Annotated in this window: 14 protein-coding genes; 11 read left to right on the top strand and 3 right to left on the bottom strand. The window is 37.8% G+C overall.

Annotated elements, in window-relative coordinates; all coding sequences use genetic code 11:
* Positions 1-3: 3 nt before the first annotated feature.
* The 9 genes from pdxH (at position 4) to C237_RS0106975 (ending at position 8,790) form a co-directional block, all read left to right on the top strand.
* A complete protein-coding gene (gene pdxH, locus C237_RS0107020; RefSeq protein WP_018675792.1) occupies positions 4-648 on the top strand; it encodes a pyridoxamine 5'-phosphate oxidase in 645 nt (214 codons plus the stop codon).
* 54 nt (positions 649-702) lie between these two features.
* Positions 703-1,926 carry a TCR/Tet family MFS transporter gene (locus C237_RS0107015; protein ID WP_018675791.1) on the top strand — a complete coding sequence of 408 codons (1,224 nt, stop codon included), beginning with the start codon at positions 703-705 and terminating at the stop codon, positions 1,924-1,926.
* A gap of 40 nt (positions 1,927-1,966) precedes the next feature.
* Positions 1,967-2,335, top strand: a complete 369-nt coding sequence (locus C237_RS0107010; RefSeq protein ID WP_018675790.1) for a Sec-independent protein translocase subunit TatA/TatB — start codon at positions 1,967-1,969, stop codon at positions 2,333-2,335.
* Positions 2,336-2,339: 4 nt separating this feature from the next.
* Complete coding sequence (locus C237_RS0107005) at positions 2,340-2,903, top strand: phosphatase PAP2 family protein (RefSeq protein WP_026315548.1); 564 nt, start codon at positions 2,340-2,342, stop codon at positions 2,901-2,903.
* Between the two features lie 73 nt (positions 2,904-2,976).
* The gene (locus C237_RS0107000; protein WP_018675788.1) at positions 2,977-3,987 is read left to right on the top strand and encodes a PASTA domain-containing protein; all 1,011 of its coding nucleotides are present in this window, start codon (positions 2,977-2,979) and stop codon (positions 3,985-3,987) included.
* A 59-nt stretch (positions 3,988-4,046) separates the two neighbouring features.
* Positions 4,047-5,102 carry an RluA family pseudouridine synthase gene (locus C237_RS0106995; protein WP_018675787.1) on the top strand — a complete coding sequence of 352 codons (1,056 nt, stop codon included), beginning with the start codon at positions 4,047-4,049 and terminating at the stop codon, positions 5,100-5,102.
* Between the two features lie 215 nt (positions 5,103-5,317).
* A complete protein-coding gene (mazG, locus tag C237_RS0106985) occupies positions 5,318-6,091 on the top strand; it encodes a nucleoside triphosphate pyrophosphohydrolase (protein WP_018675785.1) in 774 nt (257 codons plus the stop codon).
* A 40-nt stretch (positions 6,092-6,131) separates the two neighbouring features.
* The gene (locus C237_RS0106980) at positions 6,132-6,854 is read left to right on the top strand and encodes a shikimate dehydrogenase family protein (protein ID WP_018675784.1); all 723 of its coding nucleotides are present in this window, start codon (positions 6,132-6,134) and stop codon (positions 6,852-6,854) included.
* A gap of 79 nt (positions 6,855-6,933) precedes the next feature.
* Complete coding sequence (locus tag C237_RS0106975; RefSeq protein ID WP_018675783.1) at positions 6,934-8,790, top strand: DUF349 domain-containing protein; 1,857 nt, start codon at positions 6,934-6,936, stop codon at positions 8,788-8,790.
* A gap of 56 nt (positions 8,791-8,846) precedes the next feature.
* Here C237_RS0106975 and C237_RS0106970 read toward each other — a convergent pair whose 3' ends face one another.
* Genes C237_RS0106970 through C237_RS0106960 form a run of 3 tightly spaced genes read right to left on the bottom strand, consistent with a single transcriptional unit; the run spans position 8,847 to position 10,958 of the window.
* On the bottom strand, positions 8,847-9,464 hold the full coding sequence (locus tag C237_RS0106970) for a trimeric intracellular cation channel family protein (RefSeq protein WP_018675782.1): 618 nt from the start codon (positions 9,462-9,464) through the stop codon (positions 8,847-8,849).
* 31 nt (positions 9,465-9,495) lie between these two features.
* The gene (gene coaD / locus C237_RS0106965) at positions 9,496-9,954 is read right to left on the bottom strand and encodes a pantetheine-phosphate adenylyltransferase (RefSeq protein ID WP_018675781.1); all 459 of its coding nucleotides are present in this window, start codon (positions 9,952-9,954) and stop codon (positions 9,496-9,498) included.
* A 17-nt stretch (positions 9,955-9,971) separates the two neighbouring features.
* A complete protein-coding gene (locus tag C237_RS0106960) occupies positions 9,972-10,958 on the bottom strand; it encodes a D-alanine--D-alanine ligase (RefSeq protein ID WP_018675780.1) in 987 nt (328 codons plus the stop codon).
* 438 nt (positions 10,959-11,396) lie between these two features.
* Between C237_RS0106960 and C237_RS0106955 the strand changes: the two genes are divergently transcribed.
* Positions 11,397-11,885 carry a hypothetical protein gene (locus tag C237_RS0106955; protein ID WP_018675779.1) on the top strand — a complete coding sequence of 163 codons (489 nt, stop codon included), beginning with the start codon at positions 11,397-11,399 and terminating at the stop codon, positions 11,883-11,885.
* A 63-nt stretch (positions 11,886-11,948) separates the two neighbouring features.
* Positions 11,949-12,377, top strand: a complete 429-nt coding sequence (locus tag C237_RS0106950) for a hypothetical protein (protein ID WP_018675778.1) — start codon at positions 11,949-11,951, stop codon at positions 12,375-12,377.
* Positions 12,378-12,485: the final 108 nt, after the last annotated feature.

The following is a 12,485-nucleotide window of genomic DNA, read 5'->3' as shown; positions in this document are numbered from 1 at the left end:
GATATGGAAGATTTACACGATAAAAGAAAAGTTTACGACAAAGGACAGCTTATAGAAAGTGAAATAAAGGAAAATCCTATTGAACAATTTCGTGAGTGGTTTACAGATGCTGAAAATCATCCAGCTATTTCTGAGGCGAATGCTATGGCAATTTCAACGGTAGATGCCGATGGTTGCCCGAGAACCAGAATGGTTTTACTGAAAGCTTACACTTGGGAAGGTTTTATCTTTTACACTAATTATAACAGCCAGAAAGGACGAGCCATTTCAGAAATACCGAAGGTTTGTTTACACTTTTTTTATCCACCATTAGAACGACAAATTATCATTAAAGCCCATATTGAAAAATTACCTCAAAACCTTAGTGATGGTTACTTTTCATCTCGCCCTAGAGGGAGTCAATTAGGTGCATTGGTATCGCCGCAGAGTGAAGTCATTCCAGGCCGAATGTTTCTGGAGGAAAAATTAAAAACTTTAGAACAAGCGTTTGAAGGAAAGGAAATTCCTAGACCAGAGCATTGGGGCGGTTATATTGCAAAGCCTTACGAAATAGAATTTTGGCAAGGTAGACCCAACCGCTTGCACGACCGTATTCGCTATCGGTTAGATGAAAATTTTGATTGGAAAATCTCAAGATTAGCCCCTTAGATTTCATTTTTTATGAGTAGTTTTGTGTGCTATAAAATTCATTGATTTAAATCTATGTTGCACCAATCCAAAAAATCTGCGGCAGTCGGCTTTATATTTATCACTCTATTAATTGATATTACAGGCTGGGGGATTATTATTCCAGTAGTTCCAAAGTTGATTGAAGAGCTGATACAAGGAGACATCAGCGAGGCGTCTAAATATGGAGGCTGGCTCAGTTTTTCTTATGCAGCTATGCAGTTTATATTTGCATCGGTATTAGGGAATTTAAGTGACCGATTTGGGCGGCGTCCTATTATTTTATTTTCATTGTTAGGCTTTTCGGCTAACTTTTTTCTTCAGGCGTGGGCACCTACGATTATATGGTTGTTTGTAGGGCGTATGTTATCGGGCGTTACGGGGGCTAGCATTACCACGGCTAGTGCTTATATTGCAGACATTAGTACAGAAAAAGACCGTTCCAAAAATTTCGGAATGATAGGGGCGGCTTTTGGATTAGGCTTTATTATAGGGCCTGTTTTGGGAGGTATTTTAGGAGAATATGGTTCTAGAATACCATTTTTAGCTTCAGGAATATTATGTTTGATCAATTTTATTTATGGACTTTTTGTACTGCCAGAAAGTTTACCCAAGGAGCGTAGACGCCCATTTAATTGGAAGCGTGCAAATCCCGTAGGTTCACTCATGCATTTAAAGAAATATCCGAGTATTTCTGGCTTAGTAGGCGCATGGTTTTTGGTTTATATTGCGGCTCATGCGGTGCAAACCAACTGGACTTATTTCGGAATGTACCGATTTGATTGGAGTGAGAAAACTGTCGGGATTTCATTAGGGGTTATGGGTGCACTTACAGCATTAGTTCAAGGGGTGATAATCAGAAAAATTAATCCTAAAATTGGGGACAAACGCAGCATTATTTATGGGGTGATGTTGTACGGTTTAGGTATGTTATTATTTGCGTTTGCAAATCAAAGTTGGATGATGTTTGCCATTTTAGGCATTTATTGTATGGGCGGTATTGCGGGACCCACTTTACAATCGGTTATATCTTCCAAAATTCCTGCTAACGAACAAGGCGATTTGCAAGGGGCTTTAACGAGTTTAGTAAGCCTTACCAGTATCATTGGGCCACCATTAATGACTAATATATTCTATTTTTTCACGCATGATGAAGCGCCGTTTGAGTTTGCTGGAGCCTCATTTTTATTAGGCTTTATATTGATGATGATTAGTGCGGTGCTCATTTATTATGTATTCAAGAGGAATAAATCGTTTTAATTTTAATGGATATTATATCAAAGTTTTGTAATTTCGCATCATGGGAGATTTAGGTTTTAGCGAAATGGTAGTCATTGTACTACTGATAGTTATTTTATTTGGTCCTAAGAAAATTCCTGAAATTGCTAGGGAGTTGGGACATGGCATTAGAAAAATGAAATCGGCGATGGAAGACATCAAAACCGAAATCATGAAGGAAACGGATACCTCAGTATCGGATATCAAAAAGGAAATAGAACAAGTTAAAAATTCGGTGTCGGATATTAACCCCGTTAATGATATAAAAAAACAAATTACCGAGGTATCGGAAATGGTGAATAAAGATTTGGATGGTGCTCAACCAAAACCACAGCCTAAATTACCACCACAAGATGATGACACCTACGAAGGTCCTGTAAGCCGTAAATAATAATATGCATGAACTGATTCAATACGACAAATCCTTATTTTTGTTTCTTAATCAATTGGGAAATGAATCCTTTGATGCATTTTGGATTTTGGTTTCGGGTAAACTGACTTGGATTCCTTTGTATATTATCTTTCTCTATTTAATTTTAAAGCATTTCGATAAGCGTTCGGTACTTTATATTCTACTATTTATTGTATTAGGGATTGTAGTTTCGGACCAGTTGGCTAATATTTTTAAGGTAGGCGTACACCGTTTAAGACCGTGCCATGATGCTACTTTGGAAGGGCTAGTAAGAGAGGTGAAGTGTGGGGGACAGTATGGTTTTTACTCCGCTCATGCATCTAATACTTTTTTTATAGCTACTTTTATGTCGATGTTGTTTGAGAAAAAAATCAACTATTTCTCTGCGATGGTGTTTTTCTGGGCAGTATTCGTGTCTTATAGCCGTATTTATCTTGGGGTACATTTTCCATTAGATATTGTATTTGGTGCTAGTGTTGGGTTTTTATTAGGCGGATTTTTTGGTAGTTTAGCCCTTAAAACCATTCGGCGTAGTACGGGATTTTAACTTAATCCCTTCAGCATGACTTCTACTTCCGCAGAAAGTATTATATTTGCTCAAAAGTTTATAATTTAAAATTATGTTTAAATCTATTTTCCATTGGAAGGTATTACTGAATTTAGTAGTTGCAATAGGTATTTTATTTGGTTTGGTATGGCTAACCTTTTGTTGGCTAGAAGTACATACCAATCATGGTAAAGAGGTACCAGTTCCAAGTGTTGTAAATATGACGATGCATGAAGCTATTAAAGTCTTGGACGATGCTGGACTAGATTACGAAGTGGATAGTGGTAAATATGATCCTAAATATAAATCTTTCCAAGTATTACAAGTTTACCCATCGGCGGGGTCTAGAGTTAAAGAAAGCCGTTCGGTACGCTTAAAGGTTAATCCTAGAACTTGGGCACCCGTTACTGTTCCAGACATCTTAAACCGTTATAAAAATACTGTATTTGCTCAGTTGGAAAGAATAGGACTAAAGGTAGGCGATACCGTATACGAGCCAAGTATCCAGCCCGATGCCGTTATTGGGATGAAATACAATGGTATGGCTTTAAAACCAGGAACTACACTGCCTAGATTTTCAGTGATTGATTTGGTGATAGGCTCTGGACCTAGAAGAAATATCCCCGTGCCTAATGTAGTAGGTATGACGGTGGAACAAGCTAAAAACATCATTGAACAAACTTATTTTTCTATAGGTTTAGTAGAGCACGAAGATGGCAAAAATGATGGCTCGGATATTGTGTATTACCAAGACCCAGCACCAGGGAGCCTTAGAGACCAAGGTATGCAGGTAGATATTTGGGCAACTAAAAAGACTTTGGCAGAGATGCAGGAAAAGGTTAATAGTTTAAATCAAATCTATCGAGTAAGGTTGGAGCCTGTAGCACCGTCTTATTATGAAGAGGATTATATGCCAGAAGCCGCTCCAGAGCCGTCAGCACCAGAAGTACAGCCAAAGCCTTCTAAACCTAAATCCGAGGTGCCTAACCAACCTAAAAAGCCAGAGGCAAAACCTAAAACTTCAGAACCTCAAAAACCGAAGTCAGAAGAGAAACCAAAGACTAAAAAAGTCATCATAGAATAATAACTTACAATATATAAAAAAGGCTTTGGCATCCGTCAAAGCCTTTTATCTAAAGACCAATGAAAGAGCAAGACGAATTAGAAGACCATATCCAAGAGGAGGAGTATAATGAGGAAAGTAGTGGGCTTTATGAACACCTTAATTTAGTGGTAGATAAAAAGCAAGAACCACTTAGGATAGATAAATACCTGCTGATTTTTAGACAAAACTCCTCTCGAAATAAAATCTCTCAAACTTGCAGAGCAGGGAATGTAGTGGTGAATGGAAAACCCGTAAAACAAAATTATAGAGTAAAGCCAGGCGATGAAATCTCGGTATTGCTGGCGCACCCACCCCGCGAAAATGTAATTGTACCGCAGGATATTCCCATTAATATCATTTATGAAGATGAGGATTTACTAGTGGTAGACAAAGAGGCGGGCATGGTAGTCCACCCAGGCTTTGGTAATTGGGACGGTACACTAGTTAATGCCCTAGCTTACCATTTTGAAAAAAATGGACTTAAAACCGATTTGGATAGAGTAGGGCTGGTACACCGTATAGATAAGGATACCTCTGGGCTATTGGTGATAGCTAAAAACGAATATGCCATGAGTTTTTTGGCAAAACAATTTTTTAACCGAACTACTAAGCGCCTCTACTGGGCGTTTGTTTGGGGCAATCTTCAGGAGGATACGGGGACTATACGCGGGCATATCGGTAGGCATCTTAAAAACAGAATGCAGATGGCGGTTTTTGAGGACGGCAGCTTTGGGAAACACGCCGTTACCCATTACAAGGTTTTGGAACGCTTTAGATATATGACTTGGGTAGAATGTAAACTGGAAACGGGAAGAACGCACCAGATTAGAGCCCACTTTAAGCACATTGGGCATACATTATTTAATGATGAACGCTACGAAGGCAACCAAATCCTAAGAGGTGTGAATATGCCTAAATACAAACAATTTGTAAAAAATGTGTTTGAAGTATTGCCTCGCCATGCACTACACGCCCATACTTTGGGATTTGTACACCCTACCACTAAGGAGGAACTATATTTTGAAAGTCCCATGCCGAAGGATATGCAACAAGCCGTAGACCGATGGAGAACTTATTTGGCGGATAAAGATTAGCACTGTATCAATTTTTTTAATGATTTCAACCTCTAAACCAGACCCTACGGGTATTAAAATAGACCCTGCAACCTCTAAGATAGACCCTATAATGATTAANCCAGACCNTACGGGTATTAAAATAGACCCTGCAACCTCTAAGATAGACCCTGTAATGATTAAACTAGCTCCCTCAAACCTTATCCCTCACCCTTCAAACCTATAAATTCTCGCTTATGACTACTCGACAAGAACAACTACAAGCTTTTGAAGCATTACTCAACATTATGGATGATTTGCGAGCACAATGTCCTTGGGATAGAAAGCAAACCCTACAATCCTTACGGCACCTTACTTTAGAAGAAGTCTATGAACTATCCGATGCCTTGCTGGACGAAGATTATCCAGAAATAAAAAAGGAACTGGGCGATGTTTTGCTACACTTGGTGTTTTATGCCAAAATAGGCTCGGAGCAAAAGCAGTTCGACATCGGTGATGCCATAAAGGCGTTAAATGAAAAACTTATCTTTAGACACCCTCATATCTATGGCGATACTCAAGTGGCAGATGAAGACGAAGTAAAGAAAAACTGGGAACGGCTGAAACTAAAAGAAGGTAATATCTCCGTACTATCTGGTGTACCAAAGGGCTTACCCTCACTGATAAAAGCGTATAGAATACAGGACAAAGTGCGAGGTGCAGGGTTTGAGTTTCCAAATGCAGAAGCCGCTTGGCAAAAAGTAGAGGAGGAGCTGCAAGAGTTTCATCACGAGGAAGACCCTCATAAAAAAGAGGAAGAATTGGGCGATGTCTTGTTCTCAATCATCAATTATGCAAGGCTAAAAGGCATCAATCCAGATACGGCATTGGAGCGAACAAACCAAAAGTTTATCACCCGATTTAAAATGATGGAAACCTTAGCCGCAGACCAAAATCAAACTTTGGAGCAACTGTCTTTGGAGGAAATGGACGCCCTTTGGGAAAAAGCCAAGCGAAACCTAAGGCTATAAACTATAAATTGATTAACTTTGAATAAAATTTCACTATACTATGAAGCAACTGGGACTCATCGGTAAAAACATTTCGTATTCATTTTCGAAAAAATACTTTGAAGGTAAATTTCAAAAACTATTCTTAAAAGACATTGCCTATACCGTGTTTGATATTCCCTCGATAGAAGAGGTTACAGCTATACTCCAAACCCCAAATTTAGTGGGTTTTAATGTAACAATACCCTATAAAGTTCAAATGATCGACTACCTTGATGAGTTAAGCGAAGAAGCCCGAGCGATAGGTGCCGTCAATACAGTAGCGATAAAGGATGGTAAAAAAATAGGCTATAATACCGATGCCTTCGGCTTTGAAAGAACACTGGATTTACACCTAATGCCTCATCAAGATAAAGCCTTAATCCTAGGTGATGGCGGTGCGGCAAAGGCGGTAAAGTATGTTTTAGAACAAAAAGGTATTCCTTATCAGGTGGTGTCAAGAAAGGGAACGCTAAAGTTTGAAGACTTAAATGAGACGATGGTTCAAGAGTATCCTATCTTAGTCCAGTGTACGCCTGTGGGGACTTATCCCAATGTGGAAGACTGTGTACCTTTTCCATTTGGAGGCATTACGGACAAACATTTGGTGATAGACCTTATCTATAATCCAGACCTAACTAAACTACTAAAAGAAGCCACTAGAAAAAATGCTAAAACGGCTAATGGGCTGTTTATGTTGGAACAGCAGGCAGAAAAAGCGTGGAAAATTTGGAATATTGTATAAAATTATTTTAATTTAGTGCCGACGGAAATTAGGCTAAAACTAAAGTCTAATGCAATAAGTTTAAAAAATTATATTTGCTATGAATAACGATGTAAACCATTCTGAAAACGAGGAGTTAAAACCTCAGGAAACTTCTGAAAACATTCAAGAATCTATTGTAGAAAGATTGGCACAAACGCCATCTCCAGATTTGCCTGAAACTACATTTACGCCCTTAGAAGAAGGATACGAGGAAAGCGAGGACGATACAGAAGACAATGAAGAACAGGAAGAAAACGAAAAACTTTCCATAAAAGAATTGGTGGATAAATTGGAACAATTCATCAATCAAGGTAATGCTGGAGGGTTAGCGAAGAAGTTTAATGCGTTAAAACATAGCATCGCTGAAAAAATAGAGGAAGAAGCTCAGGACAAAAAGGAAGCGCACGAAGCCAGTGAAGAGACAGAGCCTTTTCAATATGAGCATCCATTACAAGCTAAATTTTCGGCACTCATCAATATCTTTAAGGAAAAACAAGAGGTTTTTCATCAGCAGCAAACGGAAGAGCATCAAAAAAATTTAGAGGAAAGACAAGGGATTATTGAAAGACTAAAAAACCTCTATACCAATACAGAGCCAGGGACTAATTTATTCAAAGCCATTAGAGAGATTAAAGAAGCGTGGGCTCAAGCGGGGAAAGTGGCAAAATCTGATTTTAGATTGTTGAACAACGATTATTATCATCACCTTAATGGGTTCTACGAAATGCTCGATTTGAATAAAGAATACCGAGAGCAAGAGTATGAACACAATTTGGAAAAAAGAAAACTTATTATTGCCCGTGCTAAAGAACTTCTAGAAGAACCAAATGTACAAAAAGCCCTAAACGAATTGCAGTATTTGCACAAGTTATGGAAAGAAGAAGCTGTACCCGTAGCAGAAGAATATAGAGAACCAACTTGGCAAGAGTTTAAAGGATTATCTGACCAAATGCATGGTAGAAAATCTGAACTTTATGCACAATTGGAAGCCCAGCAAAATTTGAATTTAGAAAAGAAAAATACGATTATTGAACAAATAAAGGCATTGACCCACCCAGAAAAAGAGCCGAACCATAATTATTGGCAAAAAGCCATTAAAAAAATGGAAGCCCTTAGAGAGGAATTTATCAAACTGGGTAGTGTACCGAAGAAATTATCCAATCAAAACTGGACTAATTTTAAACAGAGCGTTAGAGCCTTTAATTCAGCAAAAAATAATTTTTATAAAGGTCTGAAAGAGGCTCAAATTAAAAATCTAGAGGCTAAATATAAGCTGATAAAAACGGCTGAAGATAATAAACATTCCGAAGATTGGGATACCATGGTACCTTTGTTTAAAAAACTTCAGAAGGAATGGCAAAGTATTGGGCATGTGCCAAGAAGCCAAGCCAATAAGGTATGGAGCGAATTTAGAGAAGCGTGTAACTATTTCTTTGACCAATACCGCAGTAAGAGCGATGCCGCAGGGGATAATTGGAATGAAAACTACAAGCAGAAAAAAGACCTTTTAGATACCCTGAAAACGATTGCGAAAGGAGAGGATAGCCTTGCAAAAATTGAAGAAATTAAAAATCAATGGAACGCTATTGGCAAAGTACCTAAAGATAAACTGAGCATCAATAGAGAGTTTAATAAAACCCTTAAGCAAAAACTCAAACTCAATAATCTTAACGAATATGATTTAAGGGAAGAAGGCTTGTCTGAATCTCAATTGACCGATAAAGCACGCAAACTTAAAAATCAAATTTCAGATATGGAAGCTGAGGTAGTGAAGTTGGAAAACAACTTGGCATTCTTTAGCAATCCAACGAGAGAGAATCCGTTGCTTAAGGATACTTTTGAGAAAATAGATGATAGAAGAGCGGAACTAGAGAGTTTAAGAATTACGCTCCATCAGATGCTTTCGAATCATTAGATATAGTAGTTAAAATAGACACTTTAGGCTAAACTGAATAGACAGTTTAGCCTTTTTTATACATAGAATTTTGGAATTTGCCAATGGTATTTTACCGATAAAGTTCTTATCGAGACAATAAGTAATATGGTGATAATTTGAATAAAAGTATAGGATAGTGGGGTGTATTGGGTGAGTAAAATAAAACTACCACCGCCTACAATACATGCCGTAGCGTAAATTTCTTTTCTAAAAATAAGTGGAATCCTATTCAACAAAATATCCCGAATAATTCCCCCAAAGCAACCCGTAATTGTTCCTAGTGTAATACAAATAATCGGATGTAAATTGGCATGGAGTCCCTTCTGTACCCCAACAATAGTAAATAGACCCAATCCAAAACTATCGAATATAAATAGCGTAACCCTAAAGCTGTTTTCAATGGATTTGAAAATCATAGAGACGATGCAAGTAACAAATATAACAGCACACATCCAAAGGTCGTACATCCAAAACACGGGCACATCTAAAAGCAAATCTCTTACGGTACCACCACCAGCCGCAGTAACGAAGGCAATAATCAAAACCCCGAAAGGGTCTAGCCTTCTTTGCATAGCGGCAAAACTTCCCGACATGGCAAAAGAGATAGTCCCTAAAAATTCAATTAAAAAATTGACATGCTCATGGGTAAGCATTTCATTGATGTATAATAAACTCAAAACTTGGTTAGATTCTTACGGCATCGGGAACGAGTAGTTCGTATTCCCCACCGTGGTTAATGATTTCTCTTACAATACTACTGCTAATAAACGATTTTCCTGATGAAGTAAGCAAGAATACCGTTTCTAATTTCCTATGTGCCAATGTGCGATTGGTATGAGCAATGGCTTTTTCAAACTCAAAGTCGGCAGGGTTTCTCAGTCCTCTTAAGATGAATTGGGCGTCTTTCTTTAGACAATAATCTACCGTTAAGCCTTCAAAATGGTCTACTTCAATATTTCCAAAATGGGCAGTAGAGGCTTTAATAAACTCAATCCGCTTTTCTAGTGGAAACATATAGTTTTTTTGCGAATTTTGTCCAATAGCGATGATTAATTTATCGAAAAGTCCAGAGGCTCTTTCTATAATATCGTAATGTCCTAAAGTAATAGGATCAAAAGACCCTGGGAATACAGCAACTCTCATAAGATAGTTTTGTTTTTTTAAGGTTTGGCTAAGGCTTTTTCCACTTCGTTGCCACATAAATCTTTAATGGAAATTCCATAAATTTTAGCTTGTTGAGGAAGAATACTTGCTGGGGAAAAGCCAGGGTTGGTATTCATTTCCAGCATATAAGGTGTTCCGTTCATGATGATAAACTCACTTCTCGAAAAACCACTCATCCCTAATGAATTATAGGCTTTTTTCGCTATGTTTTCTACCATTTTTTGGGTGTCTTCATCTATTCTAGCGGGCGTTATTTCCTGCGATGCGCCTAAATACTTGGCTTCATAATCGAAGAATTCTTTGTCAGGCACAATTTCTGTAATGCCTAGCACGGTGGTTTCGCCTTTATAATCTAATACGCCGACAGAAACTTCTATACCATCTAAAAAACTTTCAATTAAGACTTCATCATCTTCGGCGAAGGCTTTTTCTAGAGCGGTTTCAAATTCTTCTACTTTTTTTACTTTAGAAATTCCAAGAGACGAGCCACTTTGGTTGGGTTTTACAAATAACGGCAGTTTTAAATCTTCAATAATTTGCTCTACCTCATAGGCATCACCTTTTCTTAGGTAAACACTTTTGGCAGAAGGGATACCATATTTTGCTAATACAGAAAGTGTATCTTTTTTGTTAAAAGTTAAGGCACTTTGGTAAAATGGACAGCCCGTATATTTTTGACCAATAGCGTCCCAGTAGGCTTGTAAAATACCATTTTCGCCTGGTGCTCCATGAATAATATTAAAACACACATCAAATTTGAGAGAACTTCCATCATTAAGCTTTACCGAAAAATCACCTTTATCAATTGGTAACTTTTTTTCGTCTTCGGTAAGCAGGTACCATTCATCTTGTAATATTACGACTTTATACACGTGATATAAAGCCCTGTCTAGAGAGTCATAAATGAGTTGTCCACTTTTAAGTGAAACAACATACTCGTCTGAATAGCCGCCCATAACGACTGCAATATGTTTCTTACCCATACTAGTAAAGGATGTAATTTTGCGACAAAGATAGAGAAATAATTTTATAGATATTAGAGCCTAGAGCTTAGATATAAGAATTTAGACAAGAACAGCAATAGGCAGTAGGTTTTAAGCAGTAAGCTACTCAAAACTCTTAACTCTTCATTTTTAATTTAAAATCTATCATTTAGCATTTATAATTCTTCTAAAATCTAATTTCTAAGCTCTAATTTCTAAATCCTATTGCACAATAAAAAAAATACCCATATTTTTGCCCCCATTATGTTACACATTTTCACAGAAATAAAACTTTTTCAAAAAAACTACTCAAATAATTTGGTGGTTTCAGAAAATTGTGTAAACACACACAGGTTAATTCCTGCGTAGCGCGCGTATTATACAACTTTTTTTCGAAAAAAGAGCTTAGAGATGAGAGCTTAGAACTTAGGGGGGGGTATGGCTTTATGCCGTAGGCTAAAGGCTTCAGGCAATCACTCAATATTTGCTTTAGGCAGTAAGCAGAAGGCGATAAGCCACTCATTAATTAAAACTCATCACTCAAACCTCGCTTTATGCAGTAAGCAGCAAGCGACAAGCCATTCAAAACTTACCGTAGGCGATACGCTCAATGCTATCATGCTGAATTTATTTACTCATTCTGTTTTATTATATATCTATGGATTCGTGAATTTTCAATTTCAGCATCTCACGGAATGGATGTTATATTTTCCAATTTTAAAGACCTTGAAACAAGTTCAGGGTGACACTGTAATATCCGCAGTAGGCTTTGAGCAGCAAGCCATAAGCCATAAGTTGAAAGCCACAAGTTACTCAAAACTCATCACTTCTCACTCAAACTTTGCCGTAGGCTTTAAGCCTAAAGCGACAAGCCACTTATCACTTAATCCTTTTCACTTTTACCTTGCCGTAGGCAGTAAGCCGTAGGCTATAAGCCACTCAAACCTCGCCATAGGCAATAAGTTGAAAGCCGCAAGTTACTCAAAACTCATGACTCAAAAATCAAACCTTGCCTTAGGCTTAAAGCCTACGGCTTATAGCCAAAATATTGCAGCCCTTTCTTTGGCATTCTTTGCCATGGGCTGTAGCCCTGTCCTCATTTTCTTTAAGTTGTGTGTTATATATCTGGGGGCAGGGCGTTTTTTATGTGCTTTAAGCCGTAAGCCGAAGGCGGTAGGCAAAAGTATAGATTTTAGAAATAAGAGCTTAGAAATTAGATATTGGAAAGCATTATGCCGTAGGCTAAATACTTCAGGCAATCACTCATCACTCAAAACTCATCACTTATCCCTCGCCGTAGGCAAAAGGCTTAGAGCTTTATACAACAACTCATTACTTGCTACTGGCAATTTAAAACAATTGGTTCAACTCCTAGTTGCAGGCTTTAGTCCTGTAGCTACTAAACAAATAAATTATTAACAACTTTAAATTTAATTTTTATGAAAAAAACAATTATCAATTTAGCCGTATTCGCCGCAGTAGGCTTGAGTACACAAGTGTTTGGACAGCAAGAAAAAACACAAGGAG

Source organism: Riemerella columbina DSM 16469 (genome assembly GCF_000374405.1).
Classification (GTDB): domain Bacteria; phylum Bacteroidota; class Bacteroidia; order Flavobacteriales; family Weeksellaceae; genus Riemerella; species Riemerella columbina.
This window is presented reverse-complemented; position numbering and strand designations above follow the sequence as displayed.